Here is a 19,638-nt window from a genome sequence, read left to right on the forward strand (position 1 = left end):
ACTCACCCCGGGGCGGCGCAGCGGAAGGCTCGCATCCAGCGTTCGAGGTGACGCATCAATTGCAGCCCTGCGCGCGGCATGCGTCGCCCCACTCGGGTCACGACATGGGCGTTGGCCTGACGAAAGTTCAGGCAATCGACGGGACGTGCCACCAATACCCCATCCTCGAGTTCGCGTGCGGCAGCGAAAGCGGGCAACAGCGTCAAGTTGAGTCCCGAGCGAGCGGCATGCTTCAACACAGCCAACGAGTTGGTCTCCATGCCCACCAGTGGGCGAAGCCCGGCATCACGAAAGCCGTCATCTACCAATTGACGCACCCCATGGCCTACATGCCACAGCGCCATTGGCTCGGACGCTAGCGTTTCCAGCGAGATTGGTGAGCTCTCATCCGTCAATGGGTGATCAGGGGACATCAATGCCACCAGTGGTTGCAAGCTGGAGTGCCAGAAACGCAGTTGCGGATGCACTTGCTCGTGGTACATCAAGCCAATATGCGCATCATCCTCGACCACCGCACCGATGATCTCACGAGTGCTACCGGTATCGACCTTCAATTGGATACCGCGATAACGTTCGGTGAATGTTTTCAGTGGTGCATCAATGAGATCGCCGACGAAGCCCTCGCCAACACGGAGTATGATTTGCCCCGTTTCCAATCGCTGATATGCATCGAGTTCCTCGCTGAAGGCATGATCCAGCGTGGCTCGTCGCTGGCAGTAATCCAGCAGCATCTCTCCCACGGCCGTTGGCTGCACGCCACTGCGCGTTCGCTCCAGCAGCGGCGCCTCCAACGCAGCCTCGATCAACGACAACTGGCGGCTCACGGCGGATGGTGCAATATCCAATCGTGCGGCAGCACGACGCACTGACCCGGTTTCGACAGTCACCTGAAAATACACTAACCGTTGATGTGGGATATCCATGCATCGCTCCAAGACACCGGTTCTGATTCGCCATCAGCCCCTAGCGTAAGCCATAAACGCAACCATCGGTTACAACGTGAGAAGACGACAAGTCAGTCTGATAGGTTGCACATCAATGCGTAGCCCATCACCACGATTGAGTCTGCCAATACCAATTTCTTGTCAGTTTTGACACAATTCGCCCTCTTTTGGTGCAGTAAAAGGAGAAAGAGTGCGTAGTTATCTGAGCAAGATGCGTGGTTCCCCCATCGAGCGAGCGCGCCCGTGCTGGCGTGATGCCTTGTGGTCCTGGTTCGGTGCCTTCATGGGCATCGCTGGTGTGGGTTGGCTAAGTAGCCAGGTACTGGCATCACATTCCCTGCTGATGATTGGCTCGTTCGGCGCGACCTCCGTGCTGCTGTATGCCGCTCCGGAGAGTCCGCTGGCCCAACCTCGCAATGTGCTCGGGGGTAACGTACTCTCGGCCCTGGTCGGCGTATTCAGTTGGCAATGGTTCGGCGATACCTGGCTGGCAGCCGCCGTGGCCGTCTCGACCGCCATCTTTATCATGCAACTGACGCATACACTCCACCCACCCGGCGGAGCCACGGCACTCATCGCCGTGATCGGTTCCAACGAACTGCATACACTGAGCTGGAATTACGCCTTGATGCCGGTCGCCATCGCCAGTCTGTTCATGCTGGTCATCGCCATACTGGTCAACAATCTTGCGCGCCATCGGCGCTATCCGCAGCATTGGTGGTAGGCCCCGCCCGCAAAGCGTCGTGCCAAGACTCGATACTCTCTGCTACTGACACGCTATCGTGTACGGTCGGGAGGGGATTCATGGGCGACAGTAGCCGGCCTACAGCGAGACATGCGGGCAGCCGCCACGTGTATCCTAGAGGCCGACCAACGACGATAGACCGCGAATATCAGCAATCTCGGTTGCGCCATAACCGGGACAATAGGGTTCGTGGTTGCGAGCCACGAAGGCTTTGTTGTCGATGCCCATGAAATGGGCCGGCATCAGATCGTAACGAAAGCTGGAAGAGACATGCAGCACATCCTCAGGATTGCAGCCCAGCGTATCGAGCATGGCCTCGAATGCTGCCAGACGAGGTTTATAAACCTTGAAAGTGTCAGCAGTGAAGACTTCGTAGAATGGTACCTCTAACTTGGTCACGTTCGACATGATCTGCTCGTCATCGGCATTGGAGTAGATAACGAGCGGTATCTTGTCCGCGATCTTCGTCAATCCCTCGACAACATCCGGGTGTGGCCCCCAGGTCGGTATCGCCTCATAGAAGCGCCTCCCCTCACTGTCGCGATAGTCGATACCCCAGCGCCGACACGTTCTCTCAAGTGCCGTGCAGATGACGTCAGCATAGGGTTTCCATTCACCCAGCACTTCATCGAATCGGTAGGCGCCAAAGTCCCTTACGAAACGATCCATTCGCTCGCTGGCGATACGATCGGAGAAGATCTCACGCGTCATACGTGACATCTGGAAGTCGGTAAGGGTGCCGTAACAATCGAAAGTAATGTACTTCGGGTACATGTGTTACCTATCTCATCGGAATATGTCGGACATCAAGTGTGCCTGGTGATACGAACTGCCCCCACGAAGGAATCGGTTCACGCAACGTCATCGAGAATGAGCAACGGGCGTCCTTTCGAGCAGGATTCGATCCGTGCCGCTACGCCGTACACTTGGCGCAGCAATTCGGGTGTGATCACCTCGTTAGACTGACCACAGGCGGTAAGCCTCCCATCCTGCAGTACCATTGCTTGATCGGTATATCGCAATGCATGACCCAGATCGTGAAGGGCGACCATGACCAGCAATCGTCGTTCAGCGGCCAGGCGGCGCAGTACGGAGAGAAATCCAATCTGTCGGTTAAGGTCGAGTGCCGAGGTTGGTTCATCGAGAAGGAGAATCTCCGGTGCCTGAACGAGTGCCTGTGCCGCACTCACTAATTGCCTTTGCCCACCGCTCAGGTCGCCAATATTGCGTTTTCCTAGCGCCGTGATGCCCAGTTCGTCCAATGTCTGGTCTACCTGGGCCAGATCCTCCGGGGTCACCTTGAGTCTGCGTCCCTGCATACGCGCTAGAAGCACCGTCTCATAGACGCTCAATACCGCATTCACGGCATTTTCTTGCGGCATATAGCAGATGGGACGCGACGCCTTAGCGCCCTCGATTCTGATGTCCCCGCCTCCCTGCAGGAGCCCGAAGATACGCCGAAAAAGCGTCGACTTGCCGGCCGCATTAGGCCCAAGCAGCGCCACCACTTGGCCACCGTGGAACAATGGGGTCGATATTTCCGACAGAATCTGTCGACGCCCATAGTATGCCGTCAGCCGATCGAGCTGCAGCGTTACCATAATGCCCTCTTGTGGCTGAGAATCAGACAGAGAAAGAACGGTATACCGACCAATGACGTGACTATGCCAATGGGTATGATCGTTCCCGGCATGACCGTCTTGGATAGAATCGAACCGATCGAGAGGATCAGTGCCCCGCAGAGCGCTGCACCCGGTAGGAAGAAACGTTGGTCTTCGCCCAGAATGAGTCGGGCAATATGCGGCCCGACCAGGCCGATGAAGCCAATCGTACCCACGAAGGACACGGCAACGGCAGCCAGCAAACTCACCAATACCAGCACTTCCAGACGCAATCGACGCGGGTTGACTCCCAGGCTTTCTGCCTTGGCATCGCCCAGACGCATGGCGGTAAGTGCCCAGCCATGTCGTGCCAGAAGTGGAATGACAGCGGCCAGCACAGCCAGCGCAATCCAGAACTTTGGCCAGGTCGCCTTGGTTAAGCTGCCCATGGTCCAGAAGACCACTGCGGCCACGGCCTGTTGACTGGCAAAGAACTGGATCAATGCCATCAGTGCATTGAACACGAAGACCATGGCGATACCCAGCAACACGATCGTCTCGATGGTCACGCCTCGCCTGAGACTGAGCGAATAGATGAAGAAAGACGTCAACATCGCCATGAGAAACGCATTGATGGGAATGACGTAATTCACGGCCGCCGGGATGAAAACGACACCGAAGGCCAGTGCCAAAGCCGCCCCGAAGCCGGCCCCGGCCGAGATACCGAGCGTGAATGGGCTAGCCAGCGGATTGCTCAGAATCGTCTGCATCTGTGCCCCTGCCACCGACAGGCTGGCGCCCACAACCAGCGCCATGAGAGCGACGGGCATGCGAATTTCCCAGAGGACCACCCTGACCTGATCACTCACCTGGCTAGGCGCGAGAAGTGCGGAGACAACTTCGATAAGGCTGTATTGTGCCGGACCAAGAGCCAGATCGATGCATAGGGTCACAGAGATCGCGAGTACCAGCCCCACGACAATGAACTGACGTTTGAGCACCAGAGCTCGGTAGAACTCTCGTCCCATGGCTTGATCATCACCTAGTCGGGCTTCACTCATGATCAAGCGAAATCCAGTAGCCGGGACGGTAATCCACTGGCAAGAAACGTTCATGCAGCGCTTTCATCGTGGCGTCCGGATCGATATCCGCAAACAGTTCCGGATGAAACCATTTAGCCAGTTGCTGGACAGCGGCAAAGTAATAGGGACTGTTATAAAACTGGTGCCAGATCGCGTGGACATTGCCGGTTTTCACGGCCTCAATACCCGTCATGGCGGTGCGTTCAGTGAGTGCATCCAGTTTGGCACGCGCGGCTTCCATATCAGCCCCGGGCCCTACGCCGACCCATGCTCCACCTGGGACATACGCCTCCCAGTTGCCACCGGTGACAACGACATGATCAGGGTTGGCCGAGATGATCTGTTCAGGGTTGAGCGTACCGAAGGTATCAGGAATGATGTCCTTGGCGATGTTGGTGCCACCAGCCACTTCAACGTATTCACCGAAATTGCCATCACCAAAACTCATGCAGCAGTCCTCCGAATAGCCGCCCGCTCGATCAACGAAGACTGTCGGGCGTTCCGGATCAGCAGCAGCAATCTTCTCGGTCACGCGAGCCATCTGCTCCTCGCTAAAGGCGATGAACTGCTCGGCGGCCTCTTCTTTCCCCAGGATCTGCCCCATGATCCGCATCGACGGAATGGTATTGTTCATAGGGTCTTCCCGGAAATCGACATAGACGATCGGTATATTCAATTCAGCCAGCTTATCGTCATAGCCAGCCTCTTCAGTAGCGGACCGGGCCTCAATGTTCATGAAGATGGCGTCGGGCTCGAGGGCGGCTGCCTGCTCGACATCGAAGGTCCCGTCCTTGAAGCCACCGAATGTCGGTATATCCTCGAGTTCGGGGAACCGCGCTGAGTAGCTGGCATAATTGTCGGGATCCGCCTGCGAAAAATCCTCACGCCAGCCCACGACATGCTGGAACGGATTCTCCGGCGTCAGCACACTGAGCAGGTAGACTTGACGACCTTCACCGAGGATAACGCGCTCAGCGGGAGCATCCAGGGTAACGTCACGACCCACAACATCGGTGACGGTAATCTCTCCAGCGAGAGCGACCGAGCTGATCAAAGTCATGACGATTCCCACAAGGATTCTGAAACCGACGCTGTGCATGCTATATCCTGTACCTGACCGTGGAGCGTATTCATTGAGACATCGGCATCTCGGATACGCGGTCACGCTACAGCGTTCTTACGATGCCGAGAGCGAATTCTAATGATTATGATGAACATATTCAAATGATATTCATTATTAAAAATATCAAAACCCACCGAGCCCAGGTACCGTGACGCCACCTCAGGATGATCGGCTGTGGTCCGCTTCCGTTCAGTCGCCTCCACAATCCAGCTTATCCCTGCCGCAGGCGTGAGGCTGGTCGCCTGTTGCTCAGCGCCCAGACCAGCGCCGGCAGGATGAACAGTGCCGACACCAAGGCACAGGTGGCAAAACCCGCATGATTCAGAATCGGCCGATAAAGCAACGCACCGGCAAAGACGCACAGGTAGGTAGTCGCGCTATACAGCCCCATGATCGCGCCACGTTGTGCGGGATCGAGCTCGGTCAGGCGACGCACCAGCAAGTTGAGCCCCATGTGATTGGCGACGCCCCAGATCGCGCAGAGGATCAGCAGTACCAGAGGGTGTTCGGCGGCCACGGCGAGACCAAGGTAGACCATCGCCAGAGCCGCAAAACTCACGCAGGCGGCTGGCACCATGCCATAGCGATCGACCAACCGCCCGAGGGGTGCCGCTACCCCGAACCCTGCACCATAGGCAGCGATGGTCAATCCAGCGAAAGCAGTGGAGCGCTCCAACGTCTCGCCGATATGTGGCCCCAGATAGGTATAGAGACCGTAGAAAGCCATCATGTAAGCCGCAACGTTGACCAGGGCGGTCGAGAGCCCTCGAACCTGCAGAGCGTGCAGCGGTGTACTCGGTGCCATGTCGTGCACCTGACTGCCCCAGCCCCGTAGACGGGCTATTACCAGTGCCAGGAGGCAGGCGACAACGGCCAGGAGGGAGAATACCGCACGCCAGTGCAACAGATCGGCCAGCACGGCCGACAGCCCGACGCCCACCACCAGACTGATCGTCCACCCAGTCAGCACCATGCCCAGGGCCTCGCTCTCGCGTCCCTTATCAGCCACCTGAGCAGTCAAGGTGTAGATCGCTGGCAGAGCCATACCGGCAGCCACACCTGCCAGTGTCTGCACTACCACCAATGTCCAAAGGGCCGGCGCCATCCCAGTGCCAGCCAGAGCGACCGTCAATATCCACAGAGCTCGCACCAACGCACGCTCGGCGCCGATACGATCGGCCCGAGGTGCCAGCAGCAGAGCGCTCAGTGCCGTGAACAGACCATAGGCGGCGGCGGCCGTCATCACCTCGGCCGCATCTACGTCGGTAAAGGACATCGCTACCGAGGCCGCGATGGGACTCAGTACCAGCGAGTTGGCACCAATCACGGCAATGGCGGCAGTCAACAGAAGCAAATAGCGAGTCACGGGATTAGCTCCATATGAAATACGATATTACTATTGAAAGAGCGAATATCATTCGGAGCAAACGGAAACATGGCGAATTCGGCAAAAACACATGATGTTCGACAACGTGCTCAGGATAAGCGTCCACTTGATGCCTTCGACCGAAAAATATTAGGCGAACTGGCACAGGAGGCGGGACTCAGCTATGCCGAATTGGGCAACCGTATCGGACTTTCCGCACCAGCCGTGCACGAGCGCGTGAAACGACTCCGCGCCGCGGGACGGATACGTGCCACGGTCGCGGTACTCGACGGCCCCGCTACCGGCAAGCCTCTGCTCGCCTTCATTCACGTCGACACGTCAGGGTGGGGAGGAACCCAGGAGTTGCTGGCATTCTCGGAGCTACCGGAAGTCGAGGAGATTCACTCGGTCGCCGGCGATACCTGCATGCTGCTCAAGGTACGCTGTGCTAGCAGTCAAGCGCTGGAAGGGTTGCTGGCACGACTCTACGATCTGCCCGGCGTGAAGGCCACGCGAAGCTATGTGGTGCTATCCAGTTATCTTGAACGCACACCGCAAGCGGGGGTCTCCGACACGCTGGAACAGCCGTCGTCTCGATGATGGAAGCAGGGTGTTGCACGGCCGAGGCCCATCCGGACCCCGGTCTACGGTAAATGACTACAGCCGGTCCAACAGCGGTTGCAAGGCCGTCTTCCGTGGTTCGCCATAGACGTCGTCGCGAGTGAACCCAGTGGCTCGTGCCTCAAGATAGTCACCCGCTCCTTCGACATCGGCGAGGCGTTGCATCTCACCCAGGGCCTCGATGAGTCGCGGCGTCAACCGATCCAGTACCGGGCGTACCTCTTCGGCCAGATCCGGGGGATCGTCGAAAGGCGCTCTCTCTTCCGCTTCCCAGCGGTCATGGAGCCGGCGCTGGACCTGCTTGCTGGCCTCGAACTGCGCCTTGAAGAACGCCCGGGCGAAGTCTTCATCGACACCGGCTTCGGCTGAGCGACCGGCGACCTGATCGAGGATCTGAGTCTCGCGCTCGGGGGCCTCGATCGCCGCACCGGAATTCCACTTCGACTCCGCCACCAGCGGAGCGACCTCGAGCCGCTCGTCGATCAGCTTCAGCATGCGATCGATAGCCGCCTGATCCTCTGTCGGCGGCAACGGTGACTGTGTCTGGCAACCGGCCAACAGAAGCAGCAAGGCGGCAATAACGATAACACCGTGCGAGTTGGCAACGTGCCGGGGCATGAAACGCATCAATACGACTCCTTTCGCGGGACAATCTAACCACAGCCACAGGATACCCAAGGCGCGCCCCATGCAAAACTGCTAGCCAGGCGCCCAACGATGTGCGCGTCATCGTATCGAAACCGGGAACGCGGCGTTTCAGCCGATCCGCTTCAGTTTCGTGGCATGCTGGTCGGCGCGTTCCACATAGTGCTGCGCGTTTTTCCTCAGCCCTTCGATCGCGTCGTCGGAAAGCTCTCTGACGACCTTGGCAGGCGCACCGACAATCAAGGAATTCGGGGGAAAACTCGCCCCCTCCTTGACCACTGCACCCGCCGCTACCAAGCAGTTCTCACCGATTTCCGCTCCGTTGAGAATCACCGCCTGAATCCCCACCAGACTCCCGTCTCCGATGGTGCAACCGTGCAGCATGGCCTGGTGGCCGACAGTCACGCCATTGCCTACCTTGAGCGGGTAGCCGGGGTCAGCGTGCAGCACCGCACCATCCTGAATGTTGCTCTCCGCCCCGATTTCCAGGGAGTCGGTATCCCCACGCAAAACGGCCTGGTACCACACGCTCGCCTGCGATTTCAAAATGACCTGGCCGATCACGTCGGCGGTCTCGGCGACATAGACGTCCTGGCCCAGAGCCGGCGTCCATTCGCCATACTGATAGATTGCCATAGGCTTCTCTCGATGGATTGATCTCGTGTTGTCCTGCCGACTACCGGAAGTACGCTTTGACTTCCTGGGTCACGTATCGAATATCGTCCGCCGTGATCCCCAGGTTAGTCACCAAACGCGTTCCTGGCGACGCCGACACCCGAATCCCCCTGGACGCCAGGGTACGCTCCAGCGGGAGACAGTCTGCCTCGAGCAGGCTAAGAAAGACCATGTTGGTGTGACAGGCATGGACCTCGATATCATCGATCGTGGCTAGCTCCTCGGCCAGTAGCCTGGCGTTGTCATGGTCAACGGTCAGCCGCTCGACGTGGTGGGCCAGCGCATACTGGCCGCCCGCCGCCAGGACACCGCCCTCGACCATCGCGGCACGCAGCGTCGACCACTTCAGTTCGCCGTAGCGGAAACTGATCAGCAACGCCGCGACCACTGCCAGGGCGGCGCCTTCGGTCGCCGTCATGAACCCACCGAAGATACCGCCGGTCTTCATGATCGCCCCCGCAAGGATGAACAGCGGAATGGCAATCAAGGGAAACTTGGTCGCGCCATCGAACATCACGATGGGAAAGCTGAGCAGGCTGTTCGCGCCTTGCAACACCAGCATGGCGATAATGGAAACGCCCCCCAGTGCCACGGCGATGGGGATATTGATGAAGATCATCGCCAGGCCGGAGAGAAGAATCAGGGCGGTCGTCATTGTATCTCCTCCACGATGTCCTGCTCACTGGGTGGGCGCCGACCCTGCCAGGCCTCACGGAGGATAGCGGGCAGGTTGATCAATTCGGCCATGACATAGAGTGTCGCACCGATGGGGATCGTCGATTGGGTGACAGCGGTCGGAATCGGGACACTGACCAGCGTCGAGCCGCTAAGCACCTGGATGGTGTGGACCCCATAGACCGCAAGGAGAACGAAGAAGGCGATGATGCACGTTTCACCGATCGTTACCAGCACCAGTCGCACAACCGGGGGTTGCGAATATACAAGGCCGGGAACGCTGATGTGGGCACGTTTGAGGGCCGCAAGAGCCGCACCGTAGTAGGTCACCCAAGCCAGCATCACGGCGGCGATCTCGTCGTACCAGGCCAGGGAGTTGCCGGCAAAACGAAAGGTGACACCGAGCAGCACGATCACCGCCAAGGCAACCACCAGTACCATGGTAATGACCTCGAGCAGCCACTCGAAGCCGGATCGCAGTTTCACAAGAGACATGGAAGCCACTCCGTCGAGCAGAAGAAGGACCGCCCCATGCGGAGCGGCCCGCGGGTTCACTCAGAGGGGCTGAGACTTACTCACCGAGTTCCAGCACACGATCGACCAAATCGCCGCCACCTTCGACTTCTTCTCGGTGAGTTCGGCCATCACCTCTTAAATTTGAATTTAAAATTCATTATTATGTACTAAACTTTGGTCGATGAAAGTCCAGTTCATGACACGATGTGCCAGCACATCAACGAGTTGGTCGATCAACAGGAAGAAAGCGAAAGACAGCGACACGATGGAATCGTGCGTTAAGCGGGGTGCCGGTCTGCCCACCTGGGGGAGCAGGTGATGACAGACCAACGGCAGGTGACAGGGTAAGGATCACGCAGGCTCGAGACCATAGGCCAGGCCCGCAGCTTCAATGCCAGCGATGACTGCCGCCTCATCGTCATTGGACGAGGCGCCGCTCGCACCCGCGGCACCAATCACGAACTGCTGAGTATCGAGAATCAGCACGCCACCTGGCACAGGGATGAAATGGCCATCCGACGCCGCAGCGACACTGGCCAGAAATGCCGGTCGCTCTGCATTGCGGGTACCGACGACGCCACTGGACGCACCATTACCCAGGGCAGCAAATGCTTTCCCTTGAGCGACGGGATACCGTAGCGGTGCGCACCCGTCCTCGCGCTCGGCAGCAATCACATGCCCTCCACCATCGAGTACAACCACTGTCAGAGGCTCCATCCCCGTTTGCGAGCTTCGGCGAAGGCCCCGTCGATTATCTCCCTCGCCTGAGCGCGGTACAGTAGTGCCTGGCTTCGATAGACCTTCCCCGCCATGGCCAACTCCTTCGATTGTCGTTATCAAGACTGGAATCAGCCGAAGGCGGTGACAGCTTGGCTGACACCCACACAAATGAATATTGAATGCATAATATTTTTTGCTTTAGGATGTCAACATTATCAGTATAGTGAGCAAACAATACACATTATTTGACATGACAGGCGCCCTGCACGGGTGACGCAGGTGTAGTCATCGCCTTACGGGACTTCTCCATGAGCAAGATCCAGCACCGTAGCCTTTACCTTGAAGTGGCCGATCGCGTACGAGAGCTCATCGAGCAAGGCGATCTCGCCCCGGGGGAGCGGATATCCGAGAAAGATCTCTGCGAACGCTTTGGCGTGTCTCGAACACCGCTAAGAGAGGCGTTGAAAGTGCTCGTCTCCGAAGGACTGGTCGAGTTATTGACCAACCGTGGCGCCAGAGTCATGCGCCTGACCGTGAAGATGGTCAAGGATACCTATGATTTGATGGCCGCTCTGGAAGGCCTGTCGGGTGAACTGGCCTGCCAAAACATCAGTGACGAGGACATCGAAACCATCTGCCGCCTCCACGATGACATGCTTCGGCATTACCGGGAGCATAATCTGATGGAGTATTTCAGGATCAACCAGCAGATTCACGAAAGCATTCTGGCGGCATCCGACAATGAGGTCCTCCAGGAGATGTATAACAACCTGAGCCAGCGCGTGAAACGTGTTCGCTACTCGAAAAAGATGACCGATAGCTTCTGGCGTCGGGCCATGCAGGATCACGAGGACATGATTGCTGCACTCAAGGTACGTGATGGTAACCGGCTGGGACAGATCCTGCGTGAGCATCTCTGCAACAAGCTCGAGGTTGCGTCGATAGCCGGCATGATCGAGGACGATCACGAACTGAGTGTCGTGAATTCCTGAGTTCGACACTCTGCTCTGCGTACTCCTCCACCAGCCCATGCTCGCTGGGCGTATTCAGCGCCGGGCTCCACGCCCCCCCACTCACCAATGCCATGGCCGCATCCAGTTCAATGGCGTTAGCTTCGGTTCGAACAACCAAGCAATTCCCAGTCGTTGCCTGCTCTGATGACTCCTTGTCCTGGACTATATTTTCAGCTGCCTCAGGACGATTTTGTCGCCACCTCAGACGGACGACGATGACGGCGGCCAATCTGTTAATCTGAACCGGAAAGCGAATTGCAACCGACGGTGACGAACGCTTGCCCCAGAGCGTAGCGATCGCCACGACGTGCTGGATCGCAGCGACGCGATCGAGACTCGAGACAAGGAATTCAACTGCCTCATGGTCGTCATTCACCGCGATACCCGACTTTTCCGCTCGCTGCGAATCTACAACTATCGGGTCTGGGCCGCCGGCGCGCTGATCTCCAACATCGGCACCTGGATGCAGCGCGTCGCCCAGGACTGGCTGGTACTCACCGTACTCACCGACCACAATGCCAGTGCCGTGGGCATCACGATGGCGCTGCAGTTCGGGCCGCAACTGCTGCTGCTACCGCTGACCGGCTACGCCGCCGACCATGTCGATCGGCGTCGCCTGATCATGCTCACCCAGGCACTGCTCGGTTTACTGGCGTTGGGGCTCGGGTTGGTTACCGTCACCGGCGTGGTCACGCTATGGCAGGTCTATGGCTTCGCGCTGGGCTTGGGTTGCGTCAGCGCCTTCGATGCGCCGGCCCGGCAGACGTTCGTCAACGACCTGGTCGACGAAAAGCACCTCTCCAATGCGGTGGCGCTCAACTCGACCTCCTTCAACACCGCCCGCATGATCGGCCCCGCCGTGGCCGGCCTGCTGATCGCCGCAGTCGGCACCGGCTGGGTTTTTCTGATCAATGCAGCCTCCTTCGCCACCGTTCTCGGGTCGCTGTGCCTGTTGCGCGTCCAGGAACTGCACACCGCCATACGCCCGGCACACAAGGCCGGGGGCCTGACCGAAGGCTTCCGCTATGTTTGGCAGCGTCGCGATTTGAAGGCGATGCTGCTGATGCTCTTCCTGATTGGGACCTTCGGCTTCAATTTCCCGATCTACATCTCCACCATGTCAGTGAGTGTCTTCCATGGCGCAGCCGGTCAATACGGCCTGCTGACCTCCTGCCTGGCAGTCGGCTCGGTGATGGGCGCACTGATGGCCGCCAAACGCGAACGGCCACGCATGCGCCTGCTGTGCATTTCCACCCTGTGCTTCGGCACCTTCTGTGGCTTGGCAGCGCTTGCCCCCAACGTATTCCTGTTTGCCGCAGCACTGATGCTGACCGGGCTTTCCGCGCTGACGTTCAACACCGCCGCCACGGCTCTCATGCAACTCTCCACGGAACCAACGATGCGCGGCCGCATCATGGCGCTACGCATCGCCGTCACCATGGGCGGCATGCCCATCGGCGCTCCCGTCGTCGGCTGGATCGCCGATCAAGCCGGCCCGCGTTGGGCCATGGCCGTAGGTGCCGCTGCCGGCATCGTTGCCGCGACGATCGCTGCGCGGCTGATAATCCGGGAACGTCGATCGCCCTCGCAGCCGCCGAACGACTCCTGACGTACCTCCGTTACAGACGTATGGCTGCGATGTCGACACCGCAAACGCCGTACCGTGAGCCACCTTCCAGCAAGCCGATGTCATCCTGGACCGAGGACGATCACGACCTCAGCGTTGCCAACGCTTGCAAGGGGCGATTCATTCATGGATAAGGTGTAAGCACTCGACATACGAGGGCATTCAGCATTCACTGCATGCAGATATGGCCCTAATGCCAGAGGCTATTGGCTATAATGAGAGATGTGTATCATCATCACTGTTCAGTGATTGACTACAAGGTATTCAATGAATACGAATCTAGACGAATTTGAGCAACAGATACGGCGTGAAATCGACGATTTCCAAAAGTCGACGCCTCAGCCGGATACCTCTAGCCAAACCCGCTCGTCTCGACGTGCAACGGAAAAGACCACTGCCGACGGCATGAAGACGGGGCATATCGTCCAGTTGGCCGTGCGCAAGAAGCAGCTAGAGATGGACACCGTCTTCGAGCATCACTCATCCAGCATTTCCAAGCTGGAAGCTCAAATGGAAGCCGAAAAGGCTGCCCGCAAGGCGGGCTACCCCATCGTCGGGCATCTGATCGATATCAAGCGGCTCTGAGTAGACTGAGGTAGCTCGTGACCGGAAGCGGTCGCTTATTGCAGCCAAAAAAGGGCCCACGGAGAGACCGTAAGCCCAGCAGTGCGACTCGCCACCTGATTATTGCGCGGCCAATTTCGCGAACGCCGGTGAACGCACGACCTTGCCGACCAGATTCTGTACGGCCGGCACCAAGGCTTGTGCCGTTTGATTGCAGGCGGTTTCACCGTAAAAGCTCGTCGTATAATCGTAAGTTTCAGAGACGGACATCGACTCACCATTGGACGAGTTGACTGTCAACGCCAAGTCCCATGTGCCACCACCCGAAGAAAAGTCGATGTTCTCCAAGTTCCCCGTCAAGGTTACGGGTGACGTCTCTGAATAGACTTCGGCCATGCGCAATTCATCCATGAGAGCCTTTCTTATGAACTCGGAAAAAGGCTTACCATCCGGTGTCTTGATGGGACCGACAGCGCGACACATGATTTCGGACTGTCCCGGAGTAGAGGCCGTGAAATCACCGACGTTGACCGGTATATTTTCCAGGGATCTCAAGGCGACCACATTGTCAGTCGAGACAGCATACCGGTTGGCCGAATAGGTAGAGCAGCCTGAAACGACTAAGGCTAAAGCAATGATCAGTAGATAGTTTTTCATCTTTTCCCTGCACGATAGATAATTAAAGGGGAGGTTTTGGTTGCATAACAGCGACTCAAGACGCCTGCAACAACATCTATCGACCGTGCGTATTAGAACTTTAGGATTTTATATCTCGAAAACCAAACACTGTCTGACGTATCAACACCGCCCCCAGACCAGGGTCTTTATGGACAATGGATTCGGCTAATTTCGCCCATGCCGCAGCAGCACAGGTGGGGTATGGCAGGAAGCGACGAACTCTCCGAGAACGACTGACCACTGGTCCAGGTACCATGCCAACCCAAACGCGGGCTATCCTGCCATCGAGCTTCTTGACCGGTCGCACAGAGCCCAAAGAATGATGACAGCAAACAAAAAAGGGCCTACGGATGACCGTAAGCCCTTGCTATTCTGGCGCGCCCAGCAGGATTCGAACCTGCGACCCTCGGCTTCGGAGGCCGATACTCTATCCAGCTGAGCTATGGGCGCGTTGCATCGAAGCGGGCACAATCGTACCCGCCCATCGGCGGAGTGTCCAGCGTCGTTCGGTGGCCTGACGCGCGTTAAGATAACGCCGAAAAGCAGCAGGAGGCATTATGGTGATCGCGACACTCGGGCCCGCCGGCAGCAATCATGAACTGGTACTACAACGCTATCTGCAAGCCCGCGAGCATCCGGAGGCCGATATCAGGCTATTCGATGATTTCGAGGCAGCATTCGAAGCCCTGGTCGCCAAGCAGGTGGATTTCGTGCTCCAGGTGACGGCTCACCCCAGCCATGCCGACTGTGTGGGACGTTATATGCACCGCGCATTCATCGTCGATACCTTCATCGCCGCCAGCAAGCCATTGGCGCTATTGAGGCGCACAGACATCGACGTTCACGAGACATTGGGGCTGCAACCGGCAACCCGCTATTACACGGATTTATCCGACTGGACAACGCAGATCGAGGAGCCATCCATCGTGCGTGTCGGTGAGGGCTTGCTCGCGGGGCGTTATGATGCCGGCATCACCGCACAGGAGTTTGCCACGCAGTATCCCGAGCGGTTACGTATCGACAAGCCCCTTGGAGCTGCGCTGGATGCCTGGGTGCTATTCAGCCATCGTCCTTTGGATGAGGATGTCATCGTGTGGCCTCAAGCCCCCGTGACCCGTTGGTTTCCATAACGACATTCACACCAGAAAGATGAGCGCGGTACCCGCGGTGACCAGTACCAACCGCAGCCAGGCAGGACGGCGGGCGATCACGCCATAGCTAATGCCGACCAACCCGAGTCCGATCTTGCCCGCATCCAGCAAGGCAGCGGGCAGGTTCTGGGACAAGCCGATCACATCACTGTTGGCAACCATCGCCAGAGGTATCAGGTACAGCCCAATGCCAAGTGCCATGGCGCGTATCGCCACTTTCAGCCAGTTTTCCCCGACCATGCCCGCCGCAATGAATACGCCACCGCATACGGGCGGTGTAATTGTCGAGAGCAATGCAAACCAGAATACGAACAGATGCGCCAGCAGTGGCGATATACCCAGTTCGATCAAGGCCGGACCGGCCACCGATACACAGATGACATAAGCCGCCGTTGTCGGTACCTCCATGCCCAGGATCAAGCAAGCGACAGCGGTCAGCAGCAATGCAGGCCATAATGCGTCCTGGGAGAGGGAGAGGATAGTGGACGTGACCTTGACCCCAAGCCCCGTCATCGAGAGGACGCCGATCACCAGAGACGCGCAGATGATAATGGACGCGATCACCGACACCTGACGTCCCGCCATCACCGCCGCCTCAGCAAGTCGGTGGGCAAAGGCTCGCCCCGAGAACCGTAGCTTTACATTGAACAGCAAGAGAGCCAGTCCGGCGAAGATGGCGATACTTGCCGCGAATTGAGGCGTATTGCCGCCGACGAAGATACGCTCCAGCAAAATGACGAAAGGCACGGCAAAGAACAGTGAAGTGATCAGCACCTCACGCGGGGCAGGCGCCTCGTCAGCCGCAATAGGCCGCAAGTCGTACCGGGTGGCGAAGGCATTGATACCGGCCCAGACCGTAGTGAAATATAGCAGTGCCGGTAGCAGCGCCGCCGCCATGATCTGAACATAGGGGGTACCGGTCAACTCCACCATCACGAAGGCCCCCGCGCCCATCAAGGGGGGCATTATCTGGCCGCCGGACGATGCCACCGCTTCGACGGCCCCCGCCAGGGAACGCGGATAACCGAGCCTGACCATCGAAGGGATGGTAATGGCTCCCGTCGACGCGACATTGGCGGAAGCCGAGCCGGAAATCGACCCCATCAATGCCGAAGAGATGACCGAGACCTTGGCCGCGCCCCCGGTCAAACGTCCGGCAAAGGCACTGGCCATGTTCATGAAGCCCTGGCCCGCTTCACCGGCATTGAGCACGGCACCGAAGATCACGAAGATAGCGACCACGCCGACGCTGACACCGGTCAAGTTGCCCCAGAGCCCACCCTCGGCAATCGTCAATGTCCCGATGAGACTTGCCGACGGCATGCCCTGATGACCGAACTCTCCCGGTACATAATTACCGAAGAAGGCGTAGAGCAGAGCGAGGGCCGCGACCAAGGGTAATGGCCAGCCAATCGCTCGGCGCGCGGACTCCAGTGCCAGCAGGATCAGGAAGCCGCCGATCGCCATCTGCCATGGGCCATCGATGAAGCCATACTGACTCGCCAATGCCGACTCATTGACCGCAATATAGCCACAGGCTGCAATGCCTAGCAGTGTTAACAGCCAACCACTGCCACGCTGCCAGGACGTCCTTGCCATGAAGATCAATATCCACGGCAAGGCTAGCGCCATATGAATGGGCCGACTGACCAGGGCCGGCGCCAACCCATAGAAGATCAATCCCAGATGGAAGAGGATCGAGACCGCTCCCAAGGCGATCCAGCCGGGATGAGGGTGACGCGGCGTCATGGCGTGATCGCGATCACTCAACGCAACGACTCGGGAATCTCGATGTCCGCTTCTTCGTAGTAGCGCAACGCTCCCGGATGCAGGGTACCGGCCATGTTGCCGATCATGTCGGGGCTGATGGCGCCCCACCAGGGAGACTCCTCGGCCATGGCATCACGACGCTCCCAGAATGTCTTGGTCAGGGTATAGGCGGTGTCATCATCCATCTGGGTGGTGGTATACGCGATGACCGGCAAGGAGGTCGTTTCCACATCCGCTTTCACGCCAGGATAGGTATCGGCCGGAATGGTCTGAGGCGTTGCGCCGGTCTTCGCGATCTGCTCCTCGGTCATCGATACCAGACTGATCGGCATGCTGGAAGCCGTTTCAATCACATTGGGCGTAGGGAAGGAGCTCGCGGTGACGAAACCGTCGATCTGTCCGTTCTTCAAGGCATCGGGACCGCTATCGATTTCAGCGTTCGCCACCTCGATCTCGTCACCGAGATCGAAAAGCCCGATATAGCGTTCTGCCTCACGCGCGCCGAACGTACCCCGCCCAATCAGGATTTCTTGGCCGGCGAGCTCGTTCATGGCAATCACGCCGTCGCCGCTTTCGCTACCTGCTACGACCCAGTGCATGGTGATCGCGGGAATGGGGAACAGGCCACGGATGTCCTGAAAGTTTGGACTTTGGCGCTCGGCGAATACTCCTTCGCCTGCCAGTGCCTGTTCGATCAAGCCGGGCGGCGTGGTAAACACATAGTTGCCGGTTCGCGCCGCGACTTCCATCACGTTCTGCACCGAGCCCTGACTCTCTTCGAGGGTCAGAACGATATCGCCCTCGGTACCCGATTTGATCGACTCGGATAGCTCGACGCCCATCTGGTAATACGCCGTTCCAGAGGCCGCCGACTTATAGGTGACTCGTGTGTCAGCTTGAACTGACAACGAGCCGACTCCCAAGAAAGTGGCAGCCAGCAGCAATACGGTAGTACGAACGGGATGAGGCATGACGCTTCCTCTTATTCTAGTTTACTTGGGCACAGTGTTGAGTTAGTCATGTCAGGCGCTGACATTCGCCTGACAACATGCGAATCGCGTATATTAGACGCTTGCTGACGGGCTTGAGAACCCCGAGCCATATCGTCTGGGCCCAAAGGAGCATGGTGCAGCCATTTTCCTGGCAATCAGGTTGCCGCTATACTCGACCTTTGCGCTGGTACGCCGAGCAGCTCCAATTACAAGACCGTGAACGATGAGGTGGTGAGAGTGAGATTCAACAATCTGATCATAGGGTGTCTCGTCGCCCTGGTGATGATGGTGGTATCAGCCACCACACAAGCTGACATGTCGAAAGAGGCGATTGCCGAACGCTTGGCGCCTGTGGGTGACGTTTGCCTGGCGGGTGAGGATTGCGGTACCGCGGCACAAGCCTCGAGCGGCAGCAGCGGCAGCCAATCCGGCGAAGACATCTATGGCAGTGTTTGTGCAGCATGCCACGATAGTGGCGCTGCCGGTGCACCAGCGCGTGACGATGCCGATGCCTGGGCGGAACGCGCCGAGAAAGGTATCGACACACTCTACGATAATGCCATCGGCGGTATCGGCGCCATGCCGGCCAAAGGCGGCAACTCGGACCTATCCGACGATGACGTTAAACGCGCCGTGAATTACATGGTCGAGAACCATATGGATGACCTACCGGAAATCGGTGGCGCTGAAGAAGCCGACAGTGAGGGCGAAACTGCCTCGGAAGAAACGGACAGCGGCAGCGCCGATGACCAGGATACGTCCAGCGATGATGAAGGCAGCGCATCCGCCGGCGAGGGCGAGGGCAACTCCAACGACGGCGAGTCATCCAGTAACGACGCCTCTCAGAGCGATGAGTCAAGCAGTGACGGTGGCAGTGACATTGATGGTGAAGCCATCTACGCCGATGTTTGCGCAGCCTGCCATGATAGCGGAGCCGCCGGAGCCCCTCTGCTGGGTGACGCAGATGATTGGGGAGATCGCCTGGATCAGGACACCACGACGCTCTACGATCATGCCATCAACGGGGTCGGTGCCATGCCTCCCAAAGGGGGTAACACCAGCCTTTCCGATGCCGAAGTCGAAGCCGCCGTCGATTACATGATCGAGGAAACCGAATAACGCTGGGACGC

Annotated in this window: 21 protein-coding genes and 1 tRNA gene; 7 read left to right on the top strand and 15 right to left on the bottom strand. The window is 58.2% G+C overall.

The features are described from left to right. Positions 1–2: 2 nt before the first annotated feature. The gene (locus FVV99_RS01230; RefSeq protein WP_148252183.1) at positions 3–923 is read right to left on the bottom strand and encodes a LysR family transcriptional regulator; all 921 of its coding nucleotides are present in this window, start codon (positions 921–923) and stop codon (positions 3–5) included. Between the two features lie 211 nt (positions 924–1,134). Here FVV99_RS01230 and FVV99_RS01235 point away from each other — a divergent pair, with 211 nt between their 5' ends. Beyond that, positions 1,135–1,668 (top strand): HPP family protein, encoded by a 534-nt coding sequence (locus FVV99_RS01235; RefSeq protein ID WP_148252184.1) that lies wholly within the window; start codon positions 1,135–1,137, stop codon positions 1,666–1,668. A gap of 135 nt (positions 1,669–1,803) precedes the next feature. Here FVV99_RS01235 and FVV99_RS01240 read toward each other — a convergent pair whose 3' ends face one another. The 5 genes from FVV99_RS01240 to FVV99_RS01260 all read right to left on the bottom strand — a co-directional run bounded on the left by FVV99_RS01240 (position 1,804) and on the right by FVV99_RS01260 (position 6,861). Then, positions 1,804–2,463, bottom strand: a complete 660-nt coding sequence (locus FVV99_RS01240) for a haloacid dehalogenase type II (RefSeq protein WP_148252185.1) — start codon at positions 2,461–2,463, stop codon at positions 1,804–1,806. 77 nt (positions 2,464–2,540) lie between these two features. Then, complete coding sequence (locus tag FVV99_RS01245; protein WP_148252186.1) at positions 2,541–3,290, bottom strand: ABC transporter ATP-binding protein; 750 nt, start codon at positions 3,288–3,290, stop codon at positions 2,541–2,543. Then, positions 3,284–4,351 carry a FecCD family ABC transporter permease gene (locus FVV99_RS01250; protein ID WP_148252584.1) on the bottom strand — a complete coding sequence of 356 codons (1,068 nt, stop codon included), beginning with the start codon at positions 4,349–4,351 and terminating at the stop codon, positions 3,284–3,286. The genes FVV99_RS01245 and FVV99_RS01250 overlap by 7 nt, the downstream gene beginning before the upstream one ends. Continuing rightward, positions 4,344–5,432, bottom strand: a complete 1,089-nt coding sequence (locus FVV99_RS01255) for an ABC transporter substrate-binding protein (protein ID WP_236645254.1) — start codon at positions 5,430–5,432, stop codon at positions 4,344–4,346. The genes FVV99_RS01250 and FVV99_RS01255 overlap by 8 nt, the downstream gene beginning before the upstream one ends. Positions 5,433–5,706: 274 nt before the next feature. Continuing rightward, positions 5,707–6,861: an MFS transporter gene (locus tag FVV99_RS01260; RefSeq protein ID WP_148252188.1), complete on the bottom strand. Its 1,155-nt coding sequence runs from the start codon at positions 6,859–6,861 to the stop codon at positions 5,707–5,709. Positions 6,862–6,930: 69 nt separating this feature from the next. On the opposite strand from FVV99_RS01260, the gene FVV99_RS01265 reads away from it, so the two are divergent. Then, on the top strand, positions 6,931–7,461 hold the full coding sequence (locus FVV99_RS01265; RefSeq protein WP_148252189.1) for an Lrp/AsnC family transcriptional regulator: 531 nt from the start codon (positions 6,931–6,933) through the stop codon (positions 7,459–7,461). 57 nt (positions 7,462–7,518) lie between these two features. Here FVV99_RS01265 and aroQ read toward each other — a convergent pair whose 3' ends face one another. The 5 genes from aroQ to FVV99_RS01290 all read right to left on the bottom strand — a co-directional run bounded on the left by aroQ (position 7,519) and on the right by FVV99_RS01290 (position 10,695). Beyond that, positions 7,519–8,109: a gamma subclass chorismate mutase AroQ gene (gene aroQ / locus FVV99_RS01270; protein WP_236645255.1), complete on the bottom strand. Its 591-nt coding sequence runs from the start codon at positions 8,107–8,109 to the stop codon at positions 7,519–7,521. 129 nt (positions 8,110–8,238) lie between these two features. Beyond that, positions 8,239–8,763 carry a gamma carbonic anhydrase family protein gene (locus tag FVV99_RS01275; RefSeq protein WP_148252190.1) on the bottom strand — a complete coding sequence of 175 codons (525 nt, stop codon included), beginning with the start codon at positions 8,761–8,763 and terminating at the stop codon, positions 8,239–8,241. A 40-nt stretch (positions 8,764–8,803) separates the two neighbouring features. Beyond that, positions 8,804–9,457: a TRAP transporter large permease subunit gene (locus FVV99_RS01280; protein ID WP_148252191.1), complete on the bottom strand. Its 654-nt coding sequence runs from the start codon at positions 9,455–9,457 to the stop codon at positions 8,804–8,806. Further along, complete coding sequence (locus tag FVV99_RS01285; RefSeq protein WP_201745000.1) at positions 9,454–9,972, bottom strand: TRAP transporter small permease; 519 nt, start codon at positions 9,970–9,972, stop codon at positions 9,454–9,456. The genes FVV99_RS01280 and FVV99_RS01285 overlap by 4 nt, the downstream gene beginning before the upstream one ends. 372 nt (positions 9,973–10,344) lie before the next feature. Beyond that, the gene (locus FVV99_RS01290) at positions 10,345–10,695 is read right to left on the bottom strand and encodes a GlcG/HbpS family heme-binding protein (RefSeq protein WP_236645256.1); all 351 of its coding nucleotides are present in this window, start codon (positions 10,693–10,695) and stop codon (positions 10,345–10,347) included. Between the two features lie 326 nt (positions 10,696–11,021). Here FVV99_RS01290 and FVV99_RS01295 point away from each other — a divergent pair, with 326 nt between their 5' ends. The 3 genes from FVV99_RS01295 to FVV99_RS01305 all read left to right on the top strand — a co-directional run bounded on the left by FVV99_RS01295 (position 11,022) and on the right by FVV99_RS01305 (position 13,938). Next, positions 11,022–11,705 carry a GntR family transcriptional regulator gene (locus tag FVV99_RS01295; protein ID WP_148252192.1) on the top strand — a complete coding sequence of 228 codons (684 nt, stop codon included), beginning with the start codon at positions 11,022–11,024 and terminating at the stop codon, positions 11,703–11,705. A 328-nt stretch (positions 11,706–12,033) separates the two neighbouring features. Then, on the top strand, positions 12,034–13,335 hold the full coding sequence (locus tag FVV99_RS01300; protein ID WP_236645257.1) for an MFS transporter: 1,302 nt from the start codon (positions 12,034–12,036) through the stop codon (positions 13,333–13,335). Between the two features lie 285 nt (positions 13,336–13,620). Next, positions 13,621–13,938 (top strand): hypothetical protein, encoded by a 318-nt coding sequence (locus FVV99_RS01305; protein WP_148252193.1) that lies wholly within the window; start codon positions 13,621–13,623, stop codon positions 13,936–13,938. Between the two features lie 99 nt (positions 13,939–14,037). Here the strand turns inward: FVV99_RS01305 and FVV99_RS01310 are convergent, their stop codons facing one another. Together FVV99_RS01310 and FVV99_RS01315 are read right to left on the bottom strand one after the other, a co-directional pair. Further along, complete coding sequence (locus FVV99_RS01310; RefSeq protein WP_148252194.1) at positions 14,038–14,574, bottom strand: hypothetical protein; 537 nt, start codon at positions 14,572–14,574, stop codon at positions 14,038–14,040. Between the two features lie 394 nt (positions 14,575–14,968). Further along, positions 14,969–15,045, bottom strand: a tRNA-Arg gene (locus FVV99_RS01315). A gap of 107 nt (positions 15,046–15,152) precedes the next feature. On the opposite strand from FVV99_RS01315, the gene FVV99_RS01320 reads away from it, so the two are divergent. Then, positions 15,153–15,725, top strand: a complete 573-nt coding sequence (locus tag FVV99_RS01320; RefSeq protein ID WP_148252195.1) for an amino acid ABC transporter substrate-binding protein — start codon at positions 15,153–15,155, stop codon at positions 15,723–15,725. A gap of 6 nt (positions 15,726–15,731) precedes the next feature. Here the strand turns inward: FVV99_RS01320 and FVV99_RS01325 are convergent, their stop codons facing one another. After that, positions 15,732–17,495 (bottom strand): TRAP transporter permease, encoded by a 1,764-nt coding sequence (locus tag FVV99_RS01325; protein ID WP_148252588.1) that lies wholly within the window; start codon positions 17,493–17,495, stop codon positions 15,732–15,734. A 17-nt stretch (positions 17,496–17,512) separates the two neighbouring features. After that, positions 17,513–18,487, bottom strand: coding sequence for a TAXI family TRAP transporter solute-binding subunit (locus FVV99_RS01330; RefSeq protein ID WP_148252196.1), 975 nt, complete (start codon positions 18,485–18,487; stop codon positions 17,513–17,515). Positions 18,488–18,745: 258 nt separating this feature from the next. Here FVV99_RS01330 and FVV99_RS01335 point away from each other — a divergent pair, with 258 nt between their 5' ends. Then, on the top strand, positions 18,746–19,627 hold the full coding sequence (locus FVV99_RS01335) for a c-type cytochrome (protein WP_236645258.1): 882 nt from the start codon (positions 18,746–18,748) through the stop codon (positions 19,625–19,627). The last annotated feature ends 11 nt before the right edge of the window (positions 19,628–19,638 follow it).

The sequence above is a fragment of the Aidingimonas lacisalsi genome, from assembly GCF_008079445.1.
Taxonomy (GTDB): Bacteria; Pseudomonadota; Gammaproteobacteria; order Pseudomonadales; family Halomonadaceae; genus Aidingimonas; species Aidingimonas lacisalsi.